Here is a 26,167-nt window from a genome sequence, read left to right as displayed (position 1 = left end):
TTCGTTGAGCGCGTTCAGGCTGAAGGCCGACTGCCCGACCTCGGGCCGCCCCCCCGCCCCACCGGCGGCGCCAGCGGCTGGGCCGGGTCGGTCATGGCGGCGGTCAGGTAGAACTCGATCTCCGGCGCGACCACGGGCGTGAGCCCCAGGGCCTGGTAACGCGCCACCACGTTCTTGAGCACCGAGCGCGGGGCGAACTCGCACAGGCTGCCGTCGAGTTCCACGCAGTCGTGCACCGCGAGGTAGCGCGGCACGCTGGCCCAGGGGGCGAGCTTGAGCGTGGCCAGGTCGGGCACCAGGCGCACGTCGGGATCGCTGTCGGGAAAGACCTTGTCGTAGGAATACTCGCCCGTCACGCACTGCATGGGAATGGCCTGGCAGATGCGCAGTTCACCGCCCGCGGCGAAGCTGGCCGCCGGCATGAGCTTGCCGCGCGGGTAGCCGGTGACGTCGGCGAACAGGCATTCCACGTCGCGCACGCCGGTGGCGCGGAAATGAGCGGCGAGTTCGGCGCGGTCAGCGTCTTGCGCCAGGTTCAGGTGGGACCAGGAGGTCGTGGCGGGCTGGGTCATGGGGTGTCCGTTGGGGCATCGGTGCGCCTGGGGCGGAACACCCCGGCGTCGGCATAGTAAGCGGGATCTTCGTTCGCCGCCCACCAGCCCGGCACGCCCAGCACCGGCAGCGGCGTGAACGGTTTGGCCGCCAGCACCGGCGCGCTGAGGCCCTGCGCCAGCCACTCGTCCCACGCGGCGAGGTCGTCGCCCAGTGCCACCGGCACCGGCACGCGAAAAACGTGGGCGGTGATGGATTTGTAGGGCATCACCAGTTTTTCCAACAGGGCGTGGCCGAACAGCACCAGCCTCGCCTGCGCCCAGAGCGGGCGCAGCGTCACGAACAGGCGGTGCCAGTCGCGGGCCGCCAAGGCCTCCCAGAGCGGCGCGGGAGCCTGCAGCAGGGCGGCGTTTTCGTCGAACAGGGTGAGTGCGTCGCGCACCGGGCCCCGCACGTCGCGCACGCCGTCGGCGGCGATCTGCGCGGCCTGCAGCTGGTTCAGGCACTGTTTGGTCAACGGGAAACGGCGCCAGCACAGGCCGTTGAAGAAGTCGTGCAGGTTCTCGCGCGTGGGCACGCGGCCGGTGTCGAAGATGAACTGTTCGTAAGGGGTGCCGGCGGGCAATTCGGCCTGCGGCACGAAGCGCACCGGGGCGGCGCCACCCAGCGCCTGCGGCCAGGGCTCGCCGCCCGCCAGGGACGTCGCCACGGCCCGCCCCTCATCGGCCACGGGCGCGAACCAGGGCGCGGTCCAGTCGAGCGCCAGTTCCAAGGGACTCAGGCTTGCTGGCGCCAGGGCAAGGCCTCGCCGCCACGCAGGGGCTTGAGATCGGCCTCGCCAAAGCGGAAGCTCTGGGGCGTGGTCCAGCTCTCGCGCTTCAGGGTGACGGTGCCGCTGTTGCGCGGCAGCCCGTAGAAGGCCGGGCCGTGGAAGCTGGCGAAAGCCTCGAGCTTGTCGAGCGCGCCCACCGAGTCGAAGGCCTCGGCATACATCTCGATCGCGGCGTGCGCGGTGTAGCAGCCGGCGCAGCCGGTGGCGTGCTCCTTCAGGTGGGCCGGGTGCGGCGCGCTGTCCGTGCCGAGGAAGAAACGGTCGCTGCCGCTGGTGGCGGCGGCCACCAGGGCCTGGCGGTGGGTCTCTCGCTTGAGCACCGGCAGGCAGTAGTAATGCGGGCGGATGCCGCCGGTGAAGATGGCGTTGCGGTTGTAGAGCAGGTGGTGGGCCGTGAGGGTGGCGGCGGTGAACGCGCCGGCCTCGCCCACGTACTGCGCGGCCTCTTTCGTGGTGATGTGCTCCATCACGATCTTGAGCTCGGGAAAGTCGCGCCGCAGCGGAATCAGCTGCTCATCGATGAACACGGCCTCGCGGTCGAACAGGTCGATATCGGGCGAGGTCACTTCGCCGTGCACCAACAACAGCAGGCCGGCGCGCTGCATGGCTTCCAGCGTCTTGTAGGTCTTGCGGATGTCGGTCACGCCGGCATCGCTGTTGGTGGTGGCGCCCGCGGGGTAGAGCTTCAAGGCGACCACGCCCACGTCCTTGGCGCGCGCGATTTCCTCGGGCGGCAGGTTGTCGGTGAGGTAGAGCGTCATCAGCGGCTCGAAGGCCATGCCGGCGGGCACGGCGGCGCGGATGCGATCGCGGTAGGCCATGGCCTGCGCCGCGGTGGTCACCGGCGGCTTGAGGTTGGGCATGATGATCGCCCGGCCGAACTGCGCCGCGGTGTGCGGCACCACGGTGTGCAGCGCCTCGCCATCGCGCACGTGCAGGTGCCAGTCGTCGGGTCGGGTGATCGTGAGGGTCTGTGGGGCGGTCGAGGCGTTCATGCCTCGATTGTCGCAAACCTGCAAAGGCGATCAGGGCACCTTGTCGGTCGGGTATTTCCAGAAATCCCGCAGCAGGTAGCTCACGGGCAGGTTCAGCGACACGCCCTTGGGCGGGATGGGCTGGGTGAACCAGGTCGCGTAGATCGCCTGGATCTCACCGCTGTAGATGAGCCGGCGCATCTCGTCGTCCACGATCTTCTTGAACGCCTCGTCGTTCCGCGGCAGCATGATCGCCAGCGGCTCGGTGGTGAAGAACCGGCCCACGACCCTGAGGGAGGTCGGGTCCGGCCGTGCAGCCGCCAGACCGAACAGCAGCACGTCGTCCATGGCAAAGGCGTCGGCCTCGCCCTTCTCGACCATGCCCACGGCCTGCTCGTGGTCGTCCGCCTCCACGACGCGCAGCGGGAGCCCACGCTCCCGCACCATGCGGCGCAGTGCATCCAGGGGCGTCGTGTTGCGGGTGGACACCACCACCTTGAGATCAGGGTGATCCAGCCGATCCACCGCGCTGTCGCGCCGGACCATGAGGCGTGCACCGGTGATGAAGTGGGGAATCGTGAAGGCCACCCGCTGGCGGCGCGCGGCGTTGTTGGTGGTGGAGCCGCACTCCATCTGGGCCTGGCCCTGCTCCACCGCGTCCAGGCGGTTGGAGGGCGTCACAGCGAGGTAACGCACATCGAGCTTGCTCAGGCCCAGCTTGCGTTGCACGGCCTGCGCCAGGCGGCGGCAGATGTCGAGGGCGTAACCCACCGGTTTGCCCGTGCCGTCCAGATAAGAGAACGGCACGGAGGATTCGCGGTGGGCCAGCACCAGCACGCCATCGCTTGCCACACGGTCCAGCACCGGGCCGGCCTGGGCGGTGGCAGTGCTGGCCAGACACGCCGCGATGAGGATCCTGCGCAGGCAGGTCGTAAGGATCGAGAACACAACGACACCCCCCAAAAGAGTGCCGAGAGCATAGAGAAAGGCCCACCGCGAAGCCAATGCCCATCCCGCATCCGCCCATGTCAAGGGCACATGCGGGCGTGCCGGCGAGGCTCAGTGCGCCAGGATCTTGTTGAGGAAGTCCTTGGTGCGCGGCTGACGCTCCTCCGGCTTGCCGAAGAAGTCGTCCTTGGAGCAGTCCTCCAGGATCTTGCCGCCCACGTCCATGAAGATCACGCGGTTGCTGACCTTGCGCGCGAAACCCATTTCGTGCGTCACGCACATCATGGTCATGCCTTCGTGGGCCAGGCCGATCATCACGTCCAGCACTTCGCCGACCATCTCGGGGTCGAGCGCCGAGGTGGGCTCGTCGAACAGCATGACGATGGGGTCCATCGACAGGGCTCGCGCGATCGCCACGCGCTGCTGCTGACCGCCCGAGAGCTGGCCCGGGAACTTGTCCTTGTGCGCCGACAGGCCCACACGATCGAGCATCTTGAGGCCGCGCTTCTTGGCTTCGTCGGGGTTGCGCCCCAGCACCTTGATCTGAGCGATCGTGAGGTTCTCCGTCACCGACAGGTGCGGGAACAGCTCGAAGTGCTGGAACACCATGCCGACGCGGCTGCGCAGCTTGGGCAGATCGGTCTTGGGGTCGTGCACCGCGATGCCATCGACCGTGATCTCGCCTTTCTGGAAGGGCTCGAGCGCGTTGATGGTCTTGATGAGGGTCGACTTGCCTGAGCCCGACGGGCCGCACACCACGACGACTTCGCCCTTCTGGATGTTGGTGGAGCAATCGGTCAGCACCTGGACGCTGCCATACCACTTGGAGACGTTCTTGAGTTCAATCATTGCAATTCCTGGGTTTCGATGGCATCAACGAATGATGGCAATTTTCTTGTGCAGCCGCTTGACGAGCCACGACAGCGCGTAACACATGACGAAATAGACCACGGCAGCGGCCAGGTAGGCCTCGATCGGGCGGCCGAAGTTCTTGCCCGCGACCTCAAAGCCCTTGAGCATGTCGTAGGCGCCGATGGCGTAGACAAGCGAGGTGTCCTGGAACAGGATGATGGTCTGCGTGAGCAGCACCGGCAGCATGTTGCGGAAGGCCTGGGGCAACACGACCAGCTTCATGTTCTGCCCATAGCTCATGCCCAGCGCCTGGCCGGCGAACACCTGGCGACGCGGAATCGACTGGATACCCGCGCGCATGATCTCGCTGAAATAGGCCGCCTCGAAGGCAATGAAGGTGACCACCGCCGACACCTCGGCGCCGATCGGGCGACCGATCAGCAGCGGCACCAGCAGGAAGAACCACAGGATCACCATCACCAGCGGAATGCTGCGCATGCCGTTGACGTAGATCGTGGCCGGCGTGTCCAGCCACTTCTTGCCCGACAGCCGCATGAGCGCCAGGATGGTGCCGAAGAAGATGCCGCCCACTGTGGCCACGACGGTCAGCATCACGCTGAAGTACAGGCCCTTCAGCACGAAGTTGCTGATGAGGTCCCAGTTGTAGAAGGAGAAGTCGAGGTTGAGGTTCATGTCAGTGGCCTCCCGCTCCGCCCGCCACGACAAAGCCCGGTATGCGCACGCGTTTCTCGATGAAGGCCATGATGCGGTTGATCGCGAAGGCCGAGATGATGTAGAGGCCGGTCACGGCGAGGTACACCTCCACGCCGCGGGACGTCTCTTCCTGCGCCTGCATCGCGAACATGGTCAGCTCCGAGACCGACACCGCGAACGCCACCGAGGAGTTCTTGAAGATGTTCATGGTCTCGCTGGTCAGCGGCGGGATGATGATGCGGAACGCCATGGGCAGCAGCACATAGCGGTAGTACTGGAAGGTGGTGAAACCCATGGCGATGCCGGCGTAGCGCTGGCCGCGCGGCAGGGCCTGGATGCCCGAGCGCACCTGCTCGGCGATGCGCGCCGAGGTGAAGAAGCCCAGGGCAAAGACCACCAGCACGAAGCCAGGGACGCCTCGCATGACGGGGAACATCGTGGGCACCACGTGGTACCACAGGAAAATCTGCACCAGCAGCGGGATGTTGCGGAACAGTTCCACCCAGGCATTGCCCAGGCGCACCACCATGGGTCGATCGGGCAGCGTGCGCAGCGTACCGATCAGGATGCCCAGCACCAGCGCCAGCAGCAACGCCAGCAGCGACACCGACACCGTCCAACCCCAGGCTGACAACATCCAGTCCAGATAGGTGATGTCTCCCCCCTTGCCAAAGCAGCTTTCCACCGGCTGCCGTTCAATGGTGTCCTCGCAGAACACCTGCCAATCCCAGCTCATAGGAGCCCCTTTTCTCTCTGTTGCTTGTCCGGATCACACCGCGCTTTGCGCGGTCGCCACGAAAACGCCCCTTCAAATGGGTCCACTTGAAGGGGCGTCTGGTAAGTGCGTGGCTTACTTCTTGGCGTAGTCTTCCATCGGCTTGTCGTTCGGGCTGGCCCAGGCCGCCTTGGTGGCGTCGGACATGGGCAGGCCGATCTTCACGTTGGCAGGCGGAATCGGCTGCATGAACCACTTGTCGTACAGCTTGGCCAGCGAACCATCGGCAATCTGGCGCTTGATGCTGTCGTCCACGGCCTTCTTGAAGGCCGGGTCGTCCTTGCGCAGCATGCAGGCGATCGGTTCGACCGACAGCACTTCACCCACGATCTTGTAGTCGGCGGGGTTCTTGGACTTGGAGATGTTGGCCGCCAGGATGGAGCCGTCCATCACGAACGCATCGGCGCGGCCGCCCTCGAGCGCGAGGAAGCTGTCGGCGTGGTCCTTGCCATAGACTTCCTTGAAGTCGATGCCGCCGGCGCGCTCGTTCTTGCGCAGGGTCTGCACCGAGGTGGTGCCGGTGGTGGTGGCCAGCGGTCTTGCCGTTGAGGTCCTTGATGCCGTTGATGCCGGAGTTGGCCTTGACAGCGATGCGCACTTCTTCCACGTAGGTGGTCACGGCGAAGGACACATCCTTCTGGCGCGTGGCGTTGTTCGTGGTCGAACCGCACTCCAGGTCCACGGTGCCGTTCTGCACCAGGGGGATGCGGTTCTGCGAGGTCACGGGCTGGTAGTTGACGTTGAGCTTGGCCAGGCCGAGCTGCTTCTGGATGTCGGCCAGAATGATTTCGCCCATTTCCGTGTGGAAGCCGACGTATTTGCCGTTGCCCAGTGTGTAGCCCAGTCCGGAAGACTCGCGCACGCCCAGGGACACGCTGCCAGACGCCTTGATCTTGGCCAGCGTGTCGCCAGCTTGTGCAAAGGCGCTGCCGACGGCCAGTGTGGTCACGGCCAGCGCGAGCAGGTGTTTCTTCATAGGGATCTCCTTGCTTGTAGAAAAGATGATGAACCAGCGATCAAGACCGGATGCTCAGCGCCGTTGTCGCGCGGAGGGCATCTGCATGATGCTCCCTACGCAAGCTCCGTTCCACCCGGGAATTCCCACCCTGTCACAGGCGGAACCCGCGACTGTAGCCAGCGGCATCCTTCGCATCCAATGCTGATTGCAGCGGCCATTATGCAAACCATTCATGTACGGATTTTCCCCAATGGCCTTGGCAAAGGATCACCTGTATCGCCTATGAGACAGGGTGAATCAGGGATTGCCGAGCTTTTTGCGCAGGTCGTTCCAGAACTGCTCCACCGGTCCTTTGGCCTTTCGCGTGGAAGACCGCTCGCGGTAGATGCGGATGTCCAGCGCGGTCTCCAGCGACCCGCCGGCGGACACGAGCTTGCGGGCGCGCACTTCCTTGCGCACCGCGCTGGCCGGCAGGAAGGCGATGCCATGGCCCTCCAGCGCCATGGCTTTCAGGCCTTCGGCCATGTCGGTTTCGTAGATGCGGTCCAGGTGCACCGGTGTGCTGCTCTGCTTGAGCATCTGGTCCACCGCCCTGCCGAGGTAGGCACCCGGCGCATAGGCCAAGTAAGGCAGCGGCTGCTGGGGCGACCCTGGCAGGGCGTACTGCGGCAGGCCCTGCGCGTCCGGGCGCACATAGGGTGAAAGCACCTCCGAGCCCAGGTGCAGCATTTCATAGCGGCCGGCATCGAGCTGGATCGGCTGGGCCGCGTGCTGGTAGGCGATCAGCAGGTCACAGCTGCCCTCGACCAGGCGCAGCACCGCGTCGTGCACGTTCATGGCGATCAGCCGGCTCTTGATCGGGCCGCAGGTCTCGCGCAAGCCCGAGAGCCAGGACGGAAAGAAGGTGAAGGCCAGCGTGTGCGGCACGGCGAACTCGATCACGTCCTGCGCCGCGGCGGTGTGGGCGCGCAGCGTGGCGCGCGTGCTCTGCAGCGCCTGCAGCATCTCCAGCGCCTGGTCGTACAGCGTCTGGCCCGCGGGGGTGAGGCGCGTGGGATACGAGGAGCGATCCACCAGATCGGTGCCCGCCCAGGCTTCCAGCGACTGGATGCGCCGGGAGAAAGCGGGCTGGGTGACGTGGCGCAGCTGCGCCGAACGGCTGAAGCTGCGGGTTTCGGCGAGGCTGACGAAATCCTCGAGCCATTTGGTTTCCATGGACGGCGATTATGGAACGGCCGGACGGAAGGCTCCTCGGAAAGGTACGACCTGAAGGGAAATCGGCATCAGTCGCTGCCGCTTTGCTGCAGCGCCCACATGCCCGCATAGACGCCGGTCCGGGCGACCAGTTCGGCGTGGGTGCCCCGCTCCACGATCTCGCCGTTGACCAGCACCAGGATTTCGTGCGCGTCCACCACGGTGGAGAGGCGGTGCGCGATCACCAGCGTGGTCTTGTTGCGCGCCGCGCTCTTGAGCTCGGCCTGGATCGCGCGTTCGTTGGCGGAATCCAGGGCCGAGGTGGCTTCGTCGAAGATCACGATGGGCGGGTTCTTCAACAGCGTGCGCGCGATCGCCACGCGCTGCTTCTCGCCCCCCGAGAGCTTGAGACCGCGCTCGCCCACCATGGTGGCATAGCCCAGCGGCAGGTGCTGGATGAAGGCGTGGATGTGCGCCGCCTGGGCCGCCCGCACCGCGGCCTCGTGCCCCGCATCGGGGCGGCCATAAAGAATGTTGTATTCGATGGTGTCGTTGAACAGCACCGTGTCCTGCGGCACGATGCCGATGGCCTGGCGCACGCTGGCCTGGGTGACGGCCTTGATGTCCTGCCCGTCGATGGTGATGCGCCCGCCGTCATCGGCATTGCTCACGTCGTAGAAGCGGTAGAGCAGGCGCGCCAGCGTGCTCTTGCCCGAACCCGAGGGCCCGACCACGGCCACCGTCTTGCCCGGTGGAATCTCGAAGCTGATGCCATGCAGGATTTCGCGCGCCGGCTCGTAGGAAAAGCGCACATTCTCGAATTTCACCGCCGGGGGACCGTCCAGCTGAAGCGGCTGCGCAGCTTGCACGTCCGCGATCTCGCGCTCTTTTTCCAGCAGCGCGAACATCTTTTCCAGGTCGGTCAGGCTCTGCTTGATCTCGCGGTAGAGCACGCCCAGGAAACCCAGCGGAATGTAGAGCTGGATCATGAAAGCGTTGACCATGACCAGATCGCCCAGCGTGAGCTCGCCGCTGACCACGCCCTGCGTGGCGCGCCAGAGCATGAGCACCAGCGCCACGGCGATCACCAGTTGCTGCCCCGCATTGAGCATGGACAGCGTGGTCTGGCTCTTGATGCGCGCGCGCCGCAGCTTCTCCAGCGCCTCGTCATAGCGCCGGCCTTCGAAGCTTTCATTGTTGAAGTACTTGACGGTCTCGTAGTTCAGCAGCGAGTCGATGGCGCGGCTCTGGCTGGTGGATTCGAGCTCGTTCATCTTGCGCCGGAACTGGGTGCGCCACTCGGTCACGAGCACGGTGAAGGTCACGTACAGCACCAGCGCCACCAAGGTGATCCACACGTAGCCCATGTCGAACTTGGTGCCCAGCAGCGCCAGCACCATGATCACCTCGATCAGCGTGGGGAAGATGCTGTAGAGCGAGTAGGAGATGAGCGACTGCACGCCGCGCGTGCCGCGTTCGATGTCGCGCGTCATGCCCCCGGTCTGGCGTTCCAGGTGGAAGCGCAGGCTCAGGGCGTGCAGGTGGCCGAACACCTGCAGCGCGATGCTGCGCGTGGCGCCCTCGGTGGCCTTGGCGAACACCAGCTCGCGAAGCTCGGTGAACACGCTGGTGGACAGCCGCAGCAGGCCGTAGGCGAGCAACAGGCCCAACGGCACCACCAGCATCGACTCGACGCTGCCGGGCCGGATGGTCATGGCATCGACCAGTTCCTTGAGCAGCAGCGGCACGCCCACGTTGGCCGTCTTGGCCGCCACCATGAAAGCCAGCGCCAGCACCACGCGCACCTTGTACTGCCACAGGTAGGGCAGCAGGCGCTTGAGCGTGCCCCAGTCGGAGCGTTGGGCAGGTGGGTGCGCAGCGGCGCCAGGACTGGCAGGCAGGGCGATGGAAGTTCGGGCGGGGTTGTCGGGGCGCATGCAGGAGAATGGGGGCCGTTGTCCAGAGATTGTGCCCATGTCCAGCAATTCAAGCCCGCCATCCGAAACCGCCCTGCCCACCGACCGGGAACTGGTGCTCAAGGTCATTCCCATGCCCGCGGACTGCAACGCCAACGGCGACATCTTCGGCGGCTGGGTCATGGCGCAGGTCGACCTGGCCGGAGCCGTGCTGCCCGCGCGCTACGTGCGCGGCCGCATGGCCACGGTGGCGGTGAACCAGTTCATCTTCAAGCAACCGGTGCGCGTGGGCGACATCCTGAGCTTTTTCGCGCACATCACGCGCCTGGGCCGCACCTCGGTCACGGTGCAGGTGGAGGTGTTCGCCGAACGTTTCTCGGCCCAGGGCCAGTACGTGAAGGTGACCGAGGCCAGCCTGACCTACGTGGCGATCGACCTGGAAGGCCGGCCCCGCCCCATCCCGCGCGACGGCCTGGTGCTGCCCGAGCACCTGGCCTGAGGCCGTTTCAGGGCGAAGGCCAGCGCGACCGCCAGGTGCGGTAGATGCGCGCGGCCAGCGCCTGGCTGCCCGCCAGGTGCCGTTTCGTGGCGGCGTGCATGCCCGCCGGGTCCTGCACGCTGTCGCGGTGCAGCAGCACATTCACCGCGTAGGCCTCGCCCGGGCTTTCGAGCCAGTCGTCGATCTTGTCCGGCGTGATCTCGATGTGGAACTGCATGGCCAGGTGCGGGCCGAGCGCAAAGGCCTGGTGCGCGCAGGCCGCCGACGATGCCAGCGGCTCCGCGCCCGGCGGCAGCGCCACGAAACCATCCTGGTGCCACTGGTACACGGTGGGCGTGCGCTCTTCACCGAACCAGTCGCGCGCGGCAGCGCCACCGTGGTGCTCGATGGGCCACCAGCCGATCTCGGGCTGGGGCAGCCGCTCCACCTGGCCGCCCAAGGCCCGCGCCATCAGCTGCGCCGCCCAGGCAGTGCCCGATGACGGGAATGCCCAGCGCATCGGCCTCGCGGATCAGCGCCTCGGCCTGGCGCAACGTGGGGCGCTCATCGTTCGCGCTCCACGCGCCGCCCAGCACGGCCAAGCCGCGATAGCCCCGAACGGACGCGGGGTAGAGCTCACCCGCCTCGGCACAGCGCAAGTGCCAGGGCAGCCCCTGGGCATCGAGCCATTCGCCGAGGAAACCCGGGCCGTCCTCGAACAGGTGCTGAAGGACCAGGACGTCGGCGGTGGAAGCGGTGGTGGCGGGCATAACCATCCTGAAGCAAGTCTTGCCGCAAACCGTACCACGGGACAGCCGAGCCTGCACCCCATACAAGAAAGGTCTGGGCACGCCGTTTGCCGCGCAACCAGTTCAACTCAACCATTCAAAGGAAAAACAATGAGCGACCAAGACACCTCCCTCGACAACCTGTGGGACATGATCAAGGACATTCGCTTTGCGATGTTCACCACGCGCAGCCATCAGGCGGCGCACGCCGGCCACCTGCATGCCCGGCCCATGACCACCCAGAACAACCGGCTGGAGGGCGGCAGCCTCTGGTTTTTCATGTCGCGCCACGGAGGGCCCGTGGCCGATCTGATGGCCGAACCCACCGTCAACCTGAGTTACGCCGATCCCGACAAGGACACCTATGTTTCCGTCTCCGGCACGGCGCGCGTGGTCAACGACCCCGACAAGGCCCGGGCCCTGTGGAACAAGGCCGCCGAAGCCTGGTTTCCCGGCGGTCCGGACGATCCCGATCTCGCGCTGGTGGTGGTCAACGTCACCCACGCCCACTACTGGGACGTCAAGGAAAACAAGCTGGTGCAGCTGCTGGCCATGACGAAGGCCGTGATCACAGGTGGTGTGCCCAAACTCGGCGAATCCGTCGAAGTGCAGGTTCGCTGAGTGATGCCTGCTAGTCAAGCGCGATATTGACGCGGCGAATCACCTCGCCGAGACGTTGGGACTCCGCCTGGATGAATTGCGCGAACTGTTCGCGCGTGGGCGTGAACGGTTCATAGCCGAAGCTGGCGAACTTGTCACGGACATCCGGCTCGGCCAAAGCCGCCTCGACATCGTGCTTGATCTTGGCCGTCACGGCGGGCGCCAGCCCCCGTGGTGTGGCGAGCGCGTTCCAGCCCGAGGCTTCGAATCCCGCCGGCCCGCCCGACTCGGCCACGGTCGGCACGCTGTCGTAGCCCGCCGTGCGTTTGGGTGCCGCCACCGCGAGGAACCGCAATTTCCCCGCGCGCTGGAGCGGTCCGGCGGTGGCGCTGGATCCCAGTGCAAACGCAAGATCGCCGTTGCGCACGCTGGTGTAGAGCTGGGTCGTTTCCTTAAAGACGATGTGCTCGAATTTCGTCCCCGTCATCGAGCTGAACAACTCGGATCCGAGGTGCACGGGGTTGCCGACGGACCACGACCCGAAGTTCAGTTTTCCCGGGCTGCGCCTGGCATCGGCGATGAGGTCGGCCACCGTCTTGTACGGACTGGTGGCGGCAACGGTGATGAAGAAGTAGGTGCGAAACAACGGCAGCACGGGATCGAAATCGACGGCCGGGTCATAGGGCAGCTTCTTGAACAGCGATGGATAGGCGGCCAGGTGCACGTTGTCGAGCTGGATCAGGTCGTGTCCGTCCTTCGCCCCGCGCTTCCACGCGTCGATCGCGATAAAGCCGTTGCCGCCCGGGCGGTTCTCCACCATCACAGGTTGCGCCCACTTTTTCGACAGCTTGTCAGCGACCAGCCGCGCAACGCCGTCCGGCCCGCCACCGACGGGGAATGGGGTGATGATCCGCACGGGTCTGGTCGGGAACGGGACCTCCTGGGCGAATGCACGAAGTGGATGGCCCGCCCAAGCGAGCATGGCCCCTGACACCACAGTGCGGCGCGACAAACGGATGCGGTGAGACAACATGGCGAGGCTTTCGTCTGGTTGGGAACGGATCAGGAACAGGTGTAGCTCGCGGCCGCCCGGATGTCCCCGCTGGTGTACACGGGCATCTTGGGATAGGCGCACATCGGGCCGGTGACCACGGTCGGATTCGCGGCCGTGGCGGAGCTGCGGATATCGATCCTGTCGGCCGGCGCGATGCCGTTCTCGACCCAGTTGGTGAGCGCGCGGTAGTTCGCGTCTTCCGGATACAGCGGCGGATTGGCCGCCAGGTTTTCCGTCCCGTTGGCCGGGAAGTGGCCCATGCCAGGGATCGTGTACAGCTTGTAGAAGCTCTGGATCGCCGGAATGCCGCCCATCTGCGCCGCCACGCGCGTGTAGTAGTTGAGGACGCCGGCATGCGGGATCGTGCTGTCCGACGTTCCCACGACCGTGATCAGCTTGCCGCCCCGGTCACGGAATTTGCTGAGGTCCGGGTTGTCGGTGCTGATGTGGGCGAACGACGCGGCCTCCATGGCGTAGCCCTGGGCGATGGCATCGGCGAGTTGCGCGTAGCTCAGGTTCTTCCAGCCATTGGCCCCATTGGCCTTGGCGTTGAGGAAGGTCGATCCGGCGATCGTTGGGTCCTGCAGGAACAGCGCGACCATGTCGTACTGAATCCCGCCGGTGCGCCACGGACGTGGCACCGATGCTCCCGCCGCGTGCGCAACCGAACCAGATCTGCTTGGGTGACAGGGTCGTGCGCAGGCCGTTGTCGATCGAAGGCGATGGCGTCGATCCATCGGTGGTCGGGCCATACCAGATCTTGTTGGCGGCGTGGGCCTGCGCCGATGTCAGACAGTTCGCGGTGGCGTTCGTTCCACCCGACGCGGTGCACAGAACAGCGGCGTCCGTCGTCGGATCGTAGGTGCACGTCGAGGGGTCGAGAAGGTAACCCAGGTGCATGCCGCCCACGACGTCGCACGCGCTGATGGCGGCCATCGATACGTTGTTCCACTGACCCGTTGTGAAGGGCACGCCGCCCAATTCGCGCTGAATCACGATCTGCGCCCAGAGCTGGGTGGCCGTGAACTTGGTCCAGTTGATCGCCGGCGCCGAGGCAATGATGCCGTTGAAATCGTCGGGATACAGCTGTGCCTGCTTGAGACCTTGGCGGCCACCGGTGGAGCCGCCGTGCCAATAGGTGTACCTGGCCGCGGTGCCGTAGTAGGCCTGCGCCAGCGCCTTGGCCTTGACCGTCATTTCGTGAATGCCGCGCTCGGAAAACTCGCTCCACCCCACGGTGTTGATGGTTCCGTCCGGCTTCATCAGGAAGCTGGAGTTGCCTGCCGGGTGACCTGTGTCGGTCGTGGCGGCCACCGCGCCTTCCACACCGGCCACCACCCAGGGCGCGGCGGTGGGCGCGTTCGCCACGCTGGTGAGTGTCGCTTGAGGCCCGCCGGCCATGCCCGCGCCGCCCAACACGTGCAGCCGCTTGTTCCAGTTGGCTGTTGTCGGGAGCCACAGTTCGACGCCAATGCCTGGGGTCGTGGAAGGCGCGCCCGCAGGACCGGCGTGGCCCGGCCCGATCAGGAGCTTGACCAGGCAGATGTCGTTGGCCGCCGATGGGGTCGTTGCGGTCGCGGTCCCGGAAAGGAGAATCTGATCTCCTTTCTTGAAGGCCTTCACCAGTGCGACCGTCGTTTGAGCGTCTGGCTTGAAGGCGGTCTTCATGGAATCGTCGCAGCTGAGCGGCGCCACAGCGGAATCGCTGCCTCCGCTTTCACCTCCGCCGCCGCAGGCGGGCATCAATATCGATGCGATTGCGGCCACAGCCAAGCAGGCCACGCGTTGCCACACTGTTTGCATGGGTTGTCTCCAGTCGGTCTTTGTTGTCCGCAGCGTCGCCAGATGACGCACTGCACGGCTATCGCGGCACACACGAGAAACGCTGGCCATCGCGATCGCAGGATTTGACTTGCCGCCGCTTTTCGTGTCTTTTCCGTTCGGCGCTCGATTGCACAAACGGCTCATCGGATGCGGCTTGGTGCGGCTACGATCGCCCCAAATGCCACCTCCACCCAGCCCATTGAACCTGCTCACCCCTGAGCAGCTTGCCCGCTGGCGGGGACTGCCACTGGCCTGCGTCGGCACGCCTGAAGGGGCCTGGAGTCACCGTTTCACGCCTGCAACGATGGGCCTGTCACTGGTGGACACGGGCACGATGACAACCCGCTTGAGCGTGAATGGCCGGCACGAGGAATTCGACCTGCGCGCGGGTTCGATCGGGCTCTTCAGCCCCTACATGGAAGTCAAGGTGGCCCAGGCCGGCGCCCACCAGGCTCGCCGGATCCTTCTGGAGCTCGATTGGGGAGGCCCGCTTTGCCGCAGGCTTTTCGACGACGATCTGATCAGTGCCGTGTTGCGCCCAGGCTCCCACTTTGAGGATCCGGTGCTGCCACCCGTGTTGCGCAGCATGGTGCGCGAGATATCGGCAGGATGTCCGAACGGGACGCTGTTCGCCGAATCGCTCTCGATCGGTATCGCCGCCCACCTCGGCAGGACCCGTGGCATCCGATCGGCCATCAAGGAGCGGGGCCGCCTGAGCACGGCGCAAATGGCGCGGGTGAACGACCTGATCGACTGCGATCTGGGCAGCGATCTTTCACTCCGTGCCTTGTCCGAGGCCGTGGGGCTCAGCAAACCGCATTTTGTCCGCCTGTTTCGCAACACGACAGGGACGTCGCCGCATCGGTATGTGGTCCAAAAGCGCATGGATCGGGCCGTGCAGCTGCTTGGTTTGCCGGGCGGCTCCTTGGCCGACATTGCATTGGATGTGGGCTTCGCCAGTCAGAGCCACATGACCCGGACATTTCGCGACCTCATCGGGACCACACCGGGTGAGCTGCAGAAGCAACTGACCGGCAAGAAGTCGTCGTAGGAGCGCCGGCATGGCGACTGAGACACCCCCTAACGCTGAGCCCAGATCACCGGCGCCACCGACACCTCGCGGTCCATGCCGAGCAGTTCCCGGTCGAACAGCGCGCCCAGGCGGTCGTCGGCCGAGCTGCCGAAGTCACCGTGCGCGCCACCATCGATGGTGACCAGGTAGCTCTTGGTGCCCGCCTTGTGCAGGGCGTCGTCCAGGCGTGCGGCCTGGCTGAAGGGCACGACGCGGTCCAGCGTGCCGTGCACCGTGAGCACGGGGGGCGTGGCGGTGCTGGCGTGCGCCGCCGGTGAGGCCTCGCGCGCCAGCCCCAGCCTGTCGCGGACCGCGCCCCCGAGCAGGCGGCCTTCGGGCGTGTCCGCGCCGCGCCCCAACACGGACAGGTCGGTCGGCCCGAAGAAGTTGGCCACGGCCCTGACCTGGCTGCTGTGCTGGCGGTGTTCACCCAGCGTGCCTTCCAGGCGCGGCACGTTGGCGGTGGTGCCGAGCATCAGCGCCAGGTGCGCGCCGGCGCCCCGGCCCCAGACGCCGATGCGCGCCGGGTCCAGCCCCAGGCCATCGGCGTTGCCGCGCACCCAGCGCACGGCAGCCTTCACGTCGTGCAGGGGAGCGGGCCACGGCGCTTCGCCACTGAGGCGGTAGCCCACGGACACCCCGGCGTAATAACCACCGCGCACGAAATCCATGAGGCGGGCCGCGCCGTCGGCCTTGTCGCCGTGCATCCAGCCGCCACCGTGCACATAGACGATGACGGGCAGCGGGCCCCGGTGCCGCTCTCGGGGCAGGTACAGGTCCAGCCGCTGGCGCGGGTTGGTGGTCAGGGCATAGGGCTGGTCCAGCGTCACGTGCACCGGCTCCCGCTCCAGTTCCTGGATCGACATCACGCCGCTGGGCCCCAGGTCGAACTCGTCGCGGGGCGACTGGGCGCGCACGATGGCCGGCGCCATGCACAACACGGGGGACTGGAGCAACAGACGGCGCAGCATGTCGGTTCCTGGAGGAGATCGGAAGGTCGGCCAAGCGTAGTCGGCCGCGCCGCTTCCGGCAAGCGCGGGCGCTAGAACTTGCCGTGCCGCCCCTGCCCGGCCGCGAAACGTTGCGCACCGGCCAGCGCATCGGGAATGCGCTCGCGCCCGCGCTGCCATTCCTGCAGCAGCGCCTCGCCCAGGGGCAGGTCCCACTGGCGCTGGGCGCTCTCGCGGTCGGCGCGCATCGTGGCCTGCGGGAACGCCGCGAGCTGCCGCGCCAGTTCCAGGGCGGCCCCGCGCGCCTGCCCGGGCGGCACCACACGGTTCGCCAAGCCCATGCGCAGCGCCTCTGCCGCCTCCACCTTGCGACCGGTGAGGATCAGGTCCATCGCATGGCCCATGCCGATCAGGCGCGGCAGGCGCACCGTGCCGCCATCGATCAGCGGCACGCCAAAGCGCCGGCAGTAGACGCCGAAGTAGGCGTCGTCTTCCATCACGCGCAGGTCGCACCAGAGCGCGAGCTCCATGCCACCGGCCACGGCCGCCCCGCTCACGGCGGCGATCACCGGCTTGGAGAGCTGCAGCCGCGACGGGCCCATGGGGCCGAGCGCGCGCGCATCGGCGGCGGCGAAGTCCAGGTCCAGGCCGCCGGTCTCGCCCGAGGCGGCCAGGCGGGCACCGTACTGCAAGTCCCAGCCGGCGCAGAAATGGCCGTGCGCGCCGTGGAACACCGCCACGCGGGCCTCGGCGTCGTCTTCGAATGCGAGAAAGGCCGCGTGCAGCGCCTGCGCGGTGGGGCTGTCCACCGCGTTGCGCACCTCGGGGCGGGCCAGCGTGACCACCCACACCTCGCCCAGCTTTTCGGTGGTGACGGCGCTCACTGCCACACCCCCACGCGCGGCGCGTTCAAGGCCGCGTCCAGTTCGTCCTGTGTCACGTCGATCTCCATGCGAAGCAGCGCGCCGGCCATGGCCTTGCCCAGGTTGTCCAGGCGCAGGTTGCGCGCGCCGCCACCCTGCAGCGCACCGCGCAGCACGAACTTCAGCGCGAGGATGTTGGGCAGCGGCCAGGCGTCCACCTCGCCGGGCAGCCAGGGCGCGAAATGGGCCTGCACGCGCTCGGCCGTCACCTCGCGCGCCAGCAACCGGTAGCCGGCGTCGTTCCAGGCGAACAGGCCGAAGTCCACCCAGTCGGCCTTGTCGCCGCTGCGCGCGTGGGCAATTCGCACCAGGGGTATGCGGATCGTGCTCATGCGCGGTCCGGCGCAGGGCCGCCCCAAGCCGGAACAGCCCCCTCGGGGGGCTGCGACCCGCGCAGCGGCGGAGCGTGGGGGCTCATTTCCCCCAGCAGCTCCATCCGCGCGCCCGCTTCCACCTCGGCGCGGGGAATCAGCGTGGGCCAGATGCCCAGCAATTCGCTGGTGTTGTGCAGGCCGGTGAAGCCGCAGGTGTAGGCCGGGCCGCTCAGTCCCATCCAGGGGAACAGGCGGCCGAAACCATCGGCCGCGGCCTTGTCGGGCGTGCGCAGCACCAGGCGCGTCCAGATCTCGTTGGACTGGTTGAGCGCGTCGGGCTTGGGCAGGGGCGCGAGCGCGCCGTGCGCCGAGTTCAGGCCGGGGTACTCCACATACAGCTCGTCGTGCGGGATGCGCTTGTCCTTGAGCAGTGTGCGGATGGTGGCCTGCGCGGCCTGCGCCTTGTCCCAGGCGTCCGGCCAAGAAAACCCCCAGGTGACCTCGGCTTTGTAACCATCCCGGAAACCCGCCACCACCTTGAGCGTGTCGGTGGGCGCGGTGCCGCGCACCCCGGTCAGCCGCACGCGGTCCCCGCCCTCGTCCTGGAGCCGGATGCCGCCCATGTCGAGCACCACGTCGGGCGAGAAATAGGCGTGGGGGTTGTGCACCTCGTACAACAGCTGCTGGCGCACGGTGTCGAAGTTGACCCGCCCGCCAGTGCCGGGCGCCTTGGTGATGAGCGCGCTGCCGTCCTCCCACACCTCGGCGATCGGGTAGCCGATATGCGCCAGATCGGGAATGGCCTGCCACGCGCCCTGGCTGCCGAAGTTGCCGCCGCTGCCCTGCCCCGAACACTCGAGCAGGTGGCCCACGGTGAGGCCTTGCGCGAGGCGGTCGAGGTCGTGGGCCTGGGTCGCACCGCCCAGCGTCCAGCCCAGGCCGTGCACCAGCGGCCCGAGGAACAGCGCGGCATCGGCCACGCGCCCGGTGATCACGATGTCGGCGCCCGCGTCCAGCGCGGCCACGATGGGTTGCGCCCCCAGGTAGGCGTTGCCGAACACCAGGCGCTCGCGCACCTCGGCCAGCGGCGCGCCGGTGAAGAGGTGGGCGAAGGCGCTGGCGGGCGTGGCGCCGTCGAGCAGGCGGGGCAGCACGTCGTCGCCGCTCACCACGGCCACGCGGGCCTGCCAGCCGCGGGTCTTGAAGGCCGCCAGCACCGCCTGCGCGGCGCCCTGCGGGTTCAGGCCGCCCGCGTTGCACACGAAGCGCACGCCTCGCTCTTGCATCAGCGGCCAGAGCTTCATCAGCAGGGGCACCACGTCGCGCGCGTAACCCAGCGAGGGGTCGCGCTGGCGGTCTTTCTGCAGGATCGCCAGCGTGAGTTCGGCCAGGTGGTCGCTGGCGATGAATTGCACCCCGCCGCGTTCGATGCTCGCGGCCACGGGTTCCCAGTTGTCGCCGTAGAACCCGAGGCCGGCGCCGATTCGTATGGATTTCATTTCAGTGATTTATTGCGTCATTGCACAGCACGCACCGTGTGAAGCCACCTCGATCAGAGACACCGAGGAACCGGCTTTGCCGGGCCTCTGGTGTCGCCCCCTCGAGGGGGTCGCGCAAAGCGCGGCGGGGGTGCAACCATCTTCATGGCACCTGAGCGACTCAGGATGGGGGACAACCCCTAGCGCCAGTCTCATGCAAGACAGCTATAAATTGCGCTCACCTGCTGGGCAGACTGCCACAAAGATTGCAGCGCCACCCCGCCGCCACCGCGTCGACAGAACCATACAGGAGACATCGCGTGCAATTGCTGCAACTGCTCATCAGCGGTGTGGCCCAGGGCTGCATCTATGGGCTGATCGCGCTGGGTTTCGTGCTGATCTACAAGGCCACCGAAACGGTGAGCTTTGCCCAGGGCGATCTGATGATGGTGGGCGCCTTCGGCGGCCTGGCGGCGATGACCATGCTGGGTTTCCCGTTCTGGCTGTCGGTGCCCGCCGCCATCGTGGGCATGGGCCTGTTCGGCGTGGTGCTCGAGCGCGTGGTGATCCGCCCCATTCTGGGGCAGCCGGCCTTCTCCATCGTGATGCTCACCATCGGCGTGGGCTACACGCTGCGCGGGCTCATCACCATGCTGCCCAACATCGGCACCGACACGCACACGCTGCCGGTGCCCTACGCCAACGAGGTGCTTCGCCTGGGCGCGCTGGTGGTCTCGGCCGAGCAGATCGTGGTGATCGGCTCCACCGCCGTGCTCTGCGCCGGGCTGTTCGCCATGTTCCGCTACAGCAAGCTGGGCATCGCCATGCAGGCCTCGTCGCAGAACCAGCTCGCGGCCTACTACATGGGCATTCCGGTCAAGCGGCTCAACGGCCTGGTGTGGGGCCTGGCCGCGGCCGTGGCCGCCGTCGCCGGCCTGCTGCTCGCGCCCATCACCTTCGTGCACGCCAACATGGGCTTCATCGGCCTCAAGGCCTTCCCCGCCGCCGTGGTGGGCGGCTTCGGCAGCCTGCCCGGCGCCATCGTGGGGGGCCTGATCATCGGCATCGTCGAGGCGTTCTCGGGCTTCTACCTGCCCGAAGGGTTCAAGGACGTGGCGCCCTACATCGTGGTGCTGCTCATGCTGGTGCTCAAACCCAACGGCCTCTTCGGCGAGAAGCTGCGCAAGAAAGTCTGAGGCACCACGAACATGCGATTCCTCTTCAAGACCGACTACAACCAGGACATCCGGCTCGCCAAGCACGGTGCGCACACCTTCTGGTACAGCCTGCTGGGCCTGTTCCTGGTGGTGGCGCCCTGGGCGATCCCGGAGTACTGGCTCGCGCAGCTCACCTTCGTGCTGATCTACGCCGTCGTCGGCCTCGGCCTGATGCTGCTGGCGGGTTTCACCGGGCTGTTCTCGCTGGGCCATGCGGCCTTTCTCGGCGTGGGCGCGTACACACAGGCCATCATGGTGAACGCGGGCATTCCCTTTCCGCTGGCACTGGCCTGCGCGGGCCTGCTCTCGGCGGCCGTGGGCATGGTGGTGGGTCTGCCGGCGCTGCGCGTCAAGGGCATCTACCTCGGCATGGCGACGCTGGCTTTCGGCTTCATCGTCGAGGAGGTGATCGCGCGCTGGGAGCACGTGACCGGTGGCAACGCCGGCCTGATGGTGCAGTACCCCGCCCTCTTCGGCTGGTCGCTGGATTCCACCGAGGAGTTCTACTTCCTGTGTCTGGTCGTGACCGTGCTGCGCAGCGCTGGGCATCGTCAACCTCATGCGCTCGTCCACCGGCCGCGCCTTCGTCGCCATCCGCGACTCGGAGATCTCGGCGCAGAGCATGGGCATCCAGCTCGCGCGCTACAAGACGCTGAGCTTCGCGCTCTCGGCCGCGCTCGCGGGCATCGGCGGCGCGCTGTACGCGCACAAGATCCAGTTCCTCTCGCCCGAGCAGTTCAGCATCATCCAGTCGATCGACCTGCTGCTGATGGTCGTGATCGGCGGGCTGGGCTCGATCCACGGCGCCTTCCTCGGCGCGATTTTCCTGATCGTCATGCCCCAGCTCATCGCGCTGGGCAAGGATTACCTGCCCGAGGCCATCGGCCAGGCCGCCGGCCTGCAGGGCGCGGTGTACGGCATCGTGCTGATTGCCTTCGTGCTGTTCGAGCCCATGGGCCTGTACGGCCGCTGGCTCAAGGTGCGCACCTGGTTCCAGCTCTTCCCGTTCTATCGCAAGGGCCTGTTCAAGCGGCAGAAAACGTTCCAGAAATCGGATCGCCTGAAATGAACCCAAACGTGCTTCTTTCGGCCAGGAACCTGAGCGTGCGCTTCGGCGGCGTGCTGGCGGTCAACAACGTGAGCTTCGACGTGAAGCGCGGCGAAGTCTTCACGCTCATCGGCCCCAACGGCGCGGGCAAGACCACGGTGTTCAACCTGATCAGCCGCATCTACACGCCCACCACCGGCACCATCGACTACGCCGGCCCCAATGGCGAGTTGCGCCTGACCGACCAGGCGCCGCACCAGATCGCCAAGCTGGGCATCGCGCGCACCTTCCAGAACATCGAGCTGTTCGAGCACGCCACGGTGCTGCAGAACCTGCTGATCGGGCGCCACACGCACCGCAAGACGGGGCTGTGGAGCGAGATCTTCTTCACCGGCAAGACGCGCGCGGCCGAGATCGAGGCGCGCGAGAAGGTGGAGCGCGTGATCGACCTGCTCGACCTGCAGCACCATCGCGAGTCCATGGTGGCCGGCCTGCCCTACGGCGTGCGCAAGGTGGTCGAACTCGCGCGCGCGCTGTGCACCGAACCCCAACTGCTGCTGCTCGACGAGCCGTCGTCCGGCCTGAACGTGGAGGAGACCGAGGACATGGCGTTCTGGATCACCGACATCAAGGAAGAGCTGGGCATCACCGTGCTGATGGTCGAGCACGACATGAGCCTGGTCTCCAAGGTGTCGGACCGCGTGCTGGCCATGAGCATGGGCACCGAGCTGGCCTCGGGCACACCCGCCGAGGTGCAGAGTGACCCCGGCGTGATCGAGGCCTACCTGGGTTCGATGGACGACGTCTCCAGCCTGCGCCGCGAAAACCACAAGGTGACGGCATGAGCGTTGCAACGTCTGACGCCCCCGTGCTGAAGCTGCTCAACGTCGAGAGCGCCTACGGCCCGATCAAGGCGATCCGCGGCGTGAGCCTGCAGGTGCGCCGCAGCGAGATCGCCACCGTGCTGGGTTCCAACGGCGCGGGCAAGACCACCATCCTCAAGACCATCAGCGGCATCATCGACCCCCGCAAGGGATCGATCGAATTCAAGGGCGAGAACATCACCGCGCAGGACCCGGCGCTGATCGTGCAGCAAGGCCTGTCCCACGTGCCCGAGGGGCGCGAGGTTTTCCCCCTGCTCTCGGTGCGCGACAACCTGCTGATGGGCGCCTACACCCGCAAGGACCGCGACGGCGTGGCGCGCGACATGGAGGTGGTGTTCAACTACTTCCCCATCCTGCGCGAACGCGCGTTGCAGGACGCCGGCCTGCTCTCGGGCGGCCAGCAGCAGATGCTGGCCATCAGCCGTGCGCTGATGGCCGACCCCGACCTCATCTTGCTCGACGAGCCCAGCCTGGGCCTCTCGCCCAAGCTCACCAAGGAGATCTTCGAGATCGTGGTGCGCATCAACCGCGAGCGCGGCACCACCATCCTGCTGGTCGAGCAGAACGCCAACATGGCGCTCAATGCGTCCGACTACGGCTACGTGCTGGAGAACGGCCGCATCGTGATGGAAGACACCTGCGCCCACCTGCGCGAGAAGGACGACATCAAGGAGTTCTACCTCGGCATGAAGGAAACCGGGGCGCGGGGTGAGCGGCGCTGGAAAAAGAAGAAGAACTGGAGATAAGGCATGAGTTACCTCTGGGATCTCTCACACATCCAGCCGCGAACCGAGGTGGTGCTGCCCGGCGACACCATTCCCGCCCTCTTCTGGAACGGCGTGAAGGCGCGCGGCCCGGCGATCTGGATGCGGCAGAAAGACTTCGGCATCTGGCGCAGCTGGACCTGGGACCAGACCGGCACCGCCGTGCGCGAGATCGCCCACGGCCTGATGGCGCTGGGCTTCGAGGCGCGCGAGACCGCGTCCATCCTCTCCAACACCACCGTCGAATGGGTGCTGTGCGACCTGGCCGTGCTCAGCGCGGGCGGCGTGGCGAACGGCATCTACCCGACCGACGCGGCCGAACAGGTGCAGTACCTCTGCGACGACTCGGCCACCACCGTGCTGTTCGTGGAAGACGACGAACAGCTTGACAAGGCGCTGGAGGTGCGCGCCCAGTTGCCGCGCCTGAAGAAGATCGTGGTCGCCGACATGGACGGCCTGCGCGACCTGAACGACCCGCAGGTGATCAGCCTGGCCGCGCTGCGCGACATGGGCCGCGCGCACCTGGCGCAGCACCCCGGCCTGGTCGAAGCGCGCGTGGCCGCGGTGAAGCCCGAAGACCTGGCCATCCTGGTCTACACCTCCGGCACCACCGGCCGCCCCAAGGGCGCCATGCACAGCCACCAGGGCCTGGTCTACACCGTGCGCGGCTACAACACGCTGATCGCGCGCGACGACCACGACGAGTGCATGTGCTTTCTGCCGCTGTGCCACATCGCCGAGCGCATGGGCGGCGAGTATTTTTCGCTCTACACCGGTGCCAGGCTCAATTTCGTGGAGAACCCCGAGACCGTGCCGGAGAACGTGCGCGAGATCGCCCCCACCGTGTTCACCGCCGTGCCGCGCGTCTGGGAGAAGTTCTATTCGGGCGTGATGATCACGCTCAAGGAAGCCAGCCAGCTGCAGCAGGCCGCCTACGCCTGGGCCATTGGCGTGGGGCAGAAGGTGGCCGACCGGGTGATGGCCGGGCAGCCGGTGCCCGGCGGCCTGCGGCTGCAGTTCCGCCTGGCGCGCGTGCTCGTGCTGGACAACGTGCGCAAGCTCATCGGCATCCACCGCGCGCGCTTCCTGGTCACCGGCGCGGCCCCCATCTCGCCCGATCTGGTGCGCTGGTACCTGGCCCTGGGCGTGCCCATGCTCGAGGTCTGGGGCATGACGGAAACCTGCGGCGCGTCCACCGGCATTCCGGCCGATCGCATCAAACCCGGCAGCATCGGGCCGGCCGCCACCTACAACGAGGTGAAGCTCGATCCACAGACCGGCGAGATCCTGGTGCGCGGGCCCAACGTGTTCATGGGTTACCTGAACCTGCCCGAGAAAACCGCCGAGACCATCGACGCCGACGGCTGGCTGCACACGGGCGACGTGGGGCAGGTCGATGAGGAAGGGTTTTTCCGCATCACCGACCGCATGAAAGACATCATCATCACCGCAGGCGGCAAGAACATCACCCCCAGCGAACTGGAGAACGAGCTGAAGTTCTCGCCGTATGTGACCGACGCCGTGGTGATCGGTGACAAGCGCCCCTACCTCACCGTCATCATCATGATCGACCAGGAGAACGTGGAGAAGTATGCGCAGGACAACGACGTGCCGTTTTCCAACTACGCCAGCCTCACCCGCGCGCCCGAGGTGCAATCGCTCATCCAGGCCGAGATTGACCGTGTGAACAAGAAGTTCGCCCGCGTCGAACAGATCAAGAAATTCTTCCTGCTCGACACCCAGCTCAGCGCCGAAGACGAAGAACTCACCCCCACCATGAAGCTCAAGCGCAAGCTGGTGCAACAGAAATACGCCGAGCAGATCGAAGCCATGTACCGCTGAAGCGGCCGCCCCCCTTTCAACCCCCAGGAGACAAGCCCGTGACGACCGCCCGCCCCACCCTGATCGCCCTCGCGCTGTGCCTGTCGGCTGGCGCCGCCTTCGCCCAGACGCAGGGCGTGAGCAAGGACGAGATCGTTCTCGGTTCGATCCAGGACCTCTCCGGCCCGCTGGCGGGTTTCGGCAAATCCGTGCGGCAGGGCATGGTGCTTCGTGTCGACGAGATCAACGAGCAAGGTGGCATCAACGGCCGCAAGATCAAGCTGCTCGTCGAGGACAGCAAGTACGACCCACGCAACGCCGTGCTGGCCGCGCAGAAGCTCGTCAACCAGGACAAGATCTTCGCCATGATCGCCCACCTGGGCACGGCGCAGAACATGGCGGCCATGCCGGTGCAGTTCCAGAAGAACGTGGTGAACTTCCTGCCCGTGACGGCCGCGCGCGAGATGTACGAGCCCTTCCACAAGCTCAAGTTCGCCAACATCGGCCCGTACTACGAGCAGATGCGCACCTTCCTGCCCCGCATGGTGCAGGAGAAAAAGCCCAAGGCGGTCTGCGCGATCTACCAGGACGACGAGTTCGGCCTGGAGGTGCTGCGCGGCGCGGAAGAAGGCCTCAAGGCCGTCAACATGCAGATGGTCGAGAAGACCTCGTTCAAGCGCGGCGCCACCGATTTTTCATCGCAGGTGGCTCGCATGAAGTCCGCCAATTGCGACTTCGTCGTGCTGGGCACCATCATCCGCGAGACCATCGGCACCATCGCCACCGCGCGCAAGCTCGACTTCAACCCCACCTTCTTCGGCTCGCAGGCGGCCTACACCGACCTCATCCACAAGCTCGGCGGCCCGGCCATGAACGGCCTGTACGCCACCATGACCACCCAGCACCCCTACCTGGACGAAGCCTCGCAGCCGATCCGCTTCTGGGCCAACAAGTTCAAGACCAAGTTCAACGAAGACCCCAACGTCTTCTCGGTCTACGGCTACAACGCCATCGACATCTTCGCCCGCGCCGCGGGCCGCTCCGGCGCCAACCTCACCACCGACAGCTTCGTCAAGACCATGGACAGCCTGACCGTGCCGACCGACATCTTCGGTTCGCCCGAACTGCGCTTCAGCCCGCAGCGGCGCTACGGCAGCATGCCATGCGCCTGTCGCAGATCCAGGACGGCCGCTGGAAGGTGACGTCGGACTACGTGAACCAGTGATCCCGCATCCCC

The 26,167-nt window shown here is 66.5% G+C and carries 25 protein-coding genes and 3 pseudogenes; 9 read left to right on the top strand and 19 right to left on the bottom strand.

The genetic code is table 11. From position 1 onward, the window contains the following. Positions 1–14 precede the first annotated feature (14 nt). The 10 genes and pseudogenes from ACFJGX_RS09385 to ACFJGX_RS09340 form a co-directional block, all read right to left on the bottom strand. On the bottom strand, positions 15–572 hold the full coding sequence (locus ACFJGX_RS09385; protein WP_382321794.1) for a hypothetical protein: 558 nt from the start codon (positions 570–572) through the stop codon (positions 15–17). Beyond that, positions 569–1,324, bottom strand: coding sequence for a DUF3025 domain-containing protein (locus ACFJGX_RS09380; RefSeq protein ID WP_382321796.1), 756 nt, complete (start codon positions 1,322–1,324; stop codon positions 569–571). The genes ACFJGX_RS09385 and ACFJGX_RS09380 overlap by 4 nt, the downstream gene beginning before the upstream one ends. A gap of 5 nt (positions 1,325–1,329) precedes the next feature. Beyond that, positions 1,330–2,379: a dihydroorotase gene (gene pyrC / locus ACFJGX_RS09375; RefSeq protein ID WP_382321799.1), complete on the bottom strand. Its 1,050-nt coding sequence runs from the start codon at positions 2,377–2,379 to the stop codon at positions 1,330–1,332. Between the two features lie 30 nt (positions 2,380–2,409). Beyond that, positions 2,410–3,282: an amino acid ABC transporter substrate-binding protein gene (locus tag ACFJGX_RS09370; RefSeq protein WP_382328655.1), complete on the bottom strand. Its 873-nt coding sequence runs from the start codon at positions 3,280–3,282 to the stop codon at positions 2,410–2,412. 135 nt (positions 3,283–3,417) lie between these two features. Continuing rightward, the gene (locus ACFJGX_RS09365) at positions 3,418–4,155 is read right to left on the bottom strand and encodes an amino acid ABC transporter ATP-binding protein (protein ID WP_291117914.1); all 738 of its coding nucleotides are present in this window, start codon (positions 4,153–4,155) and stop codon (positions 3,418–3,420) included. A gap of 24 nt (positions 4,156–4,179) precedes the next feature. Then, positions 4,180–4,851: an amino acid ABC transporter permease gene (locus tag ACFJGX_RS09360; RefSeq protein WP_382321802.1), complete on the bottom strand. Its 672-nt coding sequence runs from the start codon at positions 4,849–4,851 to the stop codon at positions 4,180–4,182. A gap of 1 nt (position 4,852) precedes the next feature. After that, positions 4,853–5,608: an amino acid ABC transporter permease gene (locus ACFJGX_RS09355; protein ID WP_382328266.1), complete on the bottom strand. Its 756-nt coding sequence runs from the start codon at positions 5,606–5,608 to the stop codon at positions 4,853–4,855. 114 nt (positions 5,609–5,722) lie between these two features. Next, a pseudogene (locus tag ACFJGX_RS09350) lies at positions 5,723–6,623 on the bottom strand (transporter substrate-binding domain-containing protein). A gap of 279 nt (positions 6,624–6,902) precedes the next feature. Then, a complete protein-coding gene (locus ACFJGX_RS09345) occupies positions 6,903–7,820 on the bottom strand; it encodes a LysR substrate-binding domain-containing protein (protein ID WP_291117924.1) in 918 nt (305 codons plus the stop codon). 68 nt (positions 7,821–7,888) lie between these two features. Further along, complete coding sequence (locus ACFJGX_RS09340) at positions 7,889–9,736, bottom strand: ABCB family ABC transporter ATP-binding protein/permease (RefSeq protein ID WP_382328264.1); 1,848 nt, start codon at positions 9,734–9,736, stop codon at positions 7,889–7,891. Positions 9,737–9,773: 37 nt separating this feature from the next. Between ACFJGX_RS09340 and ACFJGX_RS09335 the strand changes: the two genes are divergently transcribed. After that, on the top strand, positions 9,774–10,214 hold the full coding sequence (locus ACFJGX_RS09335; protein WP_382154480.1) for an acyl-CoA thioesterase: 441 nt from the start codon (positions 9,774–9,776) through the stop codon (positions 10,212–10,214). Between the two features lie 7 nt (positions 10,215–10,221). Here ACFJGX_RS09335 and ACFJGX_RS09330 read toward each other — a convergent pair whose 3' ends face one another. Then, positions 10,222–10,665, bottom strand: a complete 444-nt coding sequence (locus tag ACFJGX_RS09330) for a type 1 glutamine amidotransferase (RefSeq protein WP_382321808.1) — start codon at positions 10,663–10,665, stop codon at positions 10,222–10,224. Then, positions 10,559–10,963, bottom strand: coding sequence for a hypothetical protein (locus ACFJGX_RS09325; protein WP_382328262.1), 405 nt, complete (start codon positions 10,961–10,963; stop codon positions 10,559–10,561). The genes ACFJGX_RS09330 and ACFJGX_RS09325 overlap by 107 nt, the downstream gene beginning before the upstream one ends. Before the next feature lie 129 nt (positions 10,964–11,092). Here ACFJGX_RS09325 and ACFJGX_RS09320 point away from each other — a divergent pair, with 129 nt between their 5' ends. Next, entirely contained in the window at positions 11,093–11,602 is a 510-nt protein-coding gene (locus ACFJGX_RS09320) for a pyridoxamine 5'-phosphate oxidase family protein (protein WP_382321814.1), read from the top strand. Between the two features lie 10 nt (positions 11,603–11,612). Here the strand turns inward: ACFJGX_RS09320 and ACFJGX_RS09315 are convergent, their stop codons facing one another. Genes ACFJGX_RS09315 through ACFJGX_RS09305 form a run of 3 tightly spaced genes read right to left on the bottom strand, consistent with a single transcriptional unit; the run spans position 11,613 to position 14,438 of the window. Further along, a complete protein-coding gene (locus tag ACFJGX_RS09315) occupies positions 11,613–12,614 on the bottom strand; it encodes a Bug family tripartite tricarboxylate transporter substrate binding protein (RefSeq protein ID WP_382328260.1) in 1,002 nt (333 codons plus the stop codon). 29 nt (positions 12,615–12,643) lie between these two features. After that, entirely contained in the window at positions 12,644–13,105 is a 462-nt protein-coding gene (locus tag ACFJGX_RS09310) for a tannase/feruloyl esterase family alpha/beta hydrolase (RefSeq protein ID WP_382328258.1), read from the bottom strand. Next, positions 13,044–14,438 (bottom strand): tannase/feruloyl esterase family alpha/beta hydrolase, encoded by a 1,395-nt coding sequence (locus ACFJGX_RS09305; protein WP_382328256.1) that lies wholly within the window; start codon positions 14,436–14,438, stop codon positions 13,044–13,046. The genes ACFJGX_RS09310 and ACFJGX_RS09305 overlap by 62 nt, the downstream gene beginning before the upstream one ends. Before the next feature lie 220 nt (positions 14,439–14,658). Between ACFJGX_RS09305 and ACFJGX_RS09300 the strand changes: the two genes are divergently transcribed. Further along, positions 14,659–15,510 (top strand): helix-turn-helix domain-containing protein, encoded by an 852-nt coding sequence (locus ACFJGX_RS09300; RefSeq protein WP_382321820.1) that lies wholly within the window; start codon positions 14,659–14,661, stop codon positions 15,508–15,510. Positions 15,511–15,539: 29 nt separating this feature from the next. Here the strand turns inward: ACFJGX_RS09300 and ACFJGX_RS09295 are convergent, their stop codons facing one another. The 4 genes from ACFJGX_RS09295 to ACFJGX_RS09280 form a co-directional block, all read right to left on the bottom strand. Continuing rightward, entirely contained in the window at positions 15,540–16,502 is a 963-nt protein-coding gene (locus ACFJGX_RS09295) for an alpha/beta hydrolase fold domain-containing protein (protein ID WP_382328254.1), read from the bottom strand. A 71-nt stretch (positions 16,503–16,573) separates the two neighbouring features. After that, positions 16,574–17,365: a crotonase/enoyl-CoA hydratase family protein gene (locus ACFJGX_RS09290; protein WP_382328252.1), complete on the bottom strand. Its 792-nt coding sequence runs from the start codon at positions 17,363–17,365 to the stop codon at positions 16,574–16,576. Beyond that, entirely contained in the window at positions 17,362–17,736 is a 375-nt protein-coding gene (locus tag ACFJGX_RS09285) for a hypothetical protein (protein WP_382328250.1), read from the bottom strand. Before ACFJGX_RS09285 ends, ACFJGX_RS09290 begins: the two co-directional genes overlap by 4 nt. After that, positions 17,733–19,217, bottom strand: a complete 1,485-nt coding sequence (locus ACFJGX_RS09280; protein ID WP_382321826.1) for an acyclic terpene utilization AtuA family protein — start codon at positions 19,215–19,217, stop codon at positions 17,733–17,735. Before ACFJGX_RS09280 ends, ACFJGX_RS09285 begins: the two co-directional genes overlap by 4 nt. A 299-nt stretch (positions 19,218–19,516) precedes the next feature. On the opposite strand from ACFJGX_RS09280, the gene ACFJGX_RS09275 reads away from it, so the two are divergent. From ACFJGX_RS09275 to ACFJGX_RS09250, 6 genes and pseudogenes are all read left to right on the top strand, one after another. After that, positions 19,517–20,392: a branched-chain amino acid ABC transporter permease gene (locus tag ACFJGX_RS09275; protein WP_291117951.1), complete on the top strand. Its 876-nt coding sequence runs from the start codon at positions 19,517–19,519 to the stop codon at positions 20,390–20,392. Between the two features lie 12 nt (positions 20,393–20,404). Next, positions 20,405–21,482: pseudogene (locus ACFJGX_RS09270) on the top strand (branched-chain amino acid ABC transporter permease). After that, positions 21,479–22,306, top strand: coding sequence for an ABC transporter ATP-binding protein (locus ACFJGX_RS09265; RefSeq protein ID WP_382321829.1), 828 nt, complete (start codon positions 21,479–21,481; stop codon positions 22,304–22,306). Before ACFJGX_RS09270 ends, ACFJGX_RS09265 begins: the two are co-directional and overlap by 4 nt. Next, entirely contained in the window at positions 22,303–23,091 is a 789-nt protein-coding gene (locus tag ACFJGX_RS09260) for an ABC transporter ATP-binding protein (RefSeq protein ID WP_297401548.1), read from the top strand. The genes ACFJGX_RS09265 and ACFJGX_RS09260 overlap by 4 nt, the downstream gene beginning before the upstream one ends. Positions 23,092–23,094: 3 nt before the next feature. Next, positions 23,095–24,951 (top strand): AMP-dependent synthetase/ligase, encoded by a 1,857-nt coding sequence (locus tag ACFJGX_RS09255; RefSeq protein WP_382321832.1) that lies wholly within the window; start codon positions 23,095–23,097, stop codon positions 24,949–24,951. 38 nt (positions 24,952–24,989) lie between these two features. Then, positions 24,990–26,155, top strand: a pseudogene (locus tag ACFJGX_RS09250) (ABC transporter substrate-binding protein). Positions 26,156–26,167 lie beyond the last annotated feature (12 nt).

It is taken from the genome of Hydrogenophaga sp. UC242_50 (assembly GCF_042697355.1).
In the GTDB taxonomy this organism is placed as follows: Bacteria; Pseudomonadota; Gammaproteobacteria; order Burkholderiales; family Burkholderiaceae_C; genus Hydrogenophaga.
The sequence above is the reverse complement of the archived record's forward strand: the minus strand, read 5'-3'. Positions and strand labels throughout refer to the sequence as shown.

Excerpts from the sequence above, each read along its gene's own strand:
- ACFJGX_RS09385 (WP_382321794.1), bottom strand. The coding sequence starts at position 572 with ATGACCCAGCCCGCCACGACCTCCTGGTCCCACCTGAACCTGGCGCAA.
- pyrC (WP_382321799.1), bottom strand. The coding sequence starts at position 2,379 with ATGAACGCCTCGACCGCCCCACAGACCCTCACGATCACCCGACCCGAC.
- ACFJGX_RS09365 (WP_291117914.1), bottom strand. The coding sequence starts at position 4,155 with ATGATTGAACTCAAGAACGTCTCCAAGTGGTATGGCAGCGTCCAGGTG.
- ACFJGX_RS09360 (WP_382321802.1), bottom strand. The coding sequence starts at position 4,851 with ATGAACCTCAACCTCGACTTCTCCTTCTACAACTGGGACCTCATCAGC.
- ACFJGX_RS09355 (WP_382328266.1), bottom strand. The coding sequence starts at position 5,608 with ATGAGCTGGGATTGGCAGGTGTTCTGCGAGGACACCATTGAACGGCAG.
- ACFJGX_RS09345 (WP_291117924.1), bottom strand. The coding sequence starts at position 7,820 with ATGGAAACCAAATGGCTCGAGGATTTCGTCAGCCTCGCCGAAACCCGC.
- ACFJGX_RS09340 (WP_382328264.1), bottom strand. The coding sequence starts at position 9,736 with ATGCGCCCCGACAACCCCGCCCGAACTTCCATCGCCCTGCCTGCCAGT.
- ACFJGX_RS09335 (WP_382154480.1), top strand. The coding sequence starts at position 9,774 with ATGTCCAGCAATTCAAGCCCGCCATCCGAAACCGCCCTGCCCACCGAC.
- ACFJGX_RS09330 (WP_382321808.1), bottom strand. The coding sequence starts at position 10,665 with ATGGCGCGGGCCTTGGGCGGCCAGGTGGAGCGGCTGCCCCAGCCCGAG.
- ACFJGX_RS09325 (WP_382328262.1), bottom strand. The coding sequence starts at position 10,963 with ATGCCCGCCACCACCGCTTCCACCGCCGACGTCCTGGTCCTTCAGCAC.
- ACFJGX_RS09320 (WP_382321814.1), top strand. The coding sequence starts at position 11,093 with ATGAGCGACCAAGACACCTCCCTCGACAACCTGTGGGACATGATCAAG.
- ACFJGX_RS09315 (WP_382328260.1), bottom strand. The coding sequence starts at position 12,614 with ATGTTGTCTCACCGCATCCGTTTGTCGCGCCGCACTGTGGTGTCAGGG.
- ACFJGX_RS09310 (WP_382328258.1), bottom strand. The coding sequence starts at position 13,105 with ATGGAGGCCGCGTCGTTCGCCCACATCAGCACCGACAACCCGGACCTC.
- ACFJGX_RS09305 (WP_382328256.1), bottom strand. The coding sequence starts at position 14,438 with ATGCAAACAGTGTGGCAACGCGTGGCCTGCTTGGCTGTGGCCGCAATC.
- ACFJGX_RS09295 (WP_382328254.1), bottom strand. The coding sequence starts at position 16,502 with ATGCTGCGCCGTCTGTTGCTCCAGTCCCCCGTGTTGTGCATGGCGCCG.
- ACFJGX_RS09285 (WP_382328250.1), bottom strand. The coding sequence starts at position 17,736 with ATGAGCACGATCCGCATACCCCTGGTGCGAATTGCCCACGCGCGCAGC.
- ACFJGX_RS09280 (WP_382321826.1), bottom strand. The coding sequence starts at position 19,217 with ATGAAATCCATACGAATCGGCGCCGGCCTCGGGTTCTACGGCGACAAC.
- ACFJGX_RS09265 (WP_382321829.1), top strand. The coding sequence starts at position 21,479 with ATGAACCCAAACGTGCTTCTTTCGGCCAGGAACCTGAGCGTGCGCTTC.
- ACFJGX_RS09260 (WP_297401548.1), top strand. The coding sequence starts at position 22,303 with ATGAGCGTTGCAACGTCTGACGCCCCCGTGCTGAAGCTGCTCAACGTC.
- ACFJGX_RS09255 (WP_382321832.1), top strand. The coding sequence starts at position 23,095 with ATGAGTTACCTCTGGGATCTCTCACACATCCAGCCGCGAACCGAGGTG.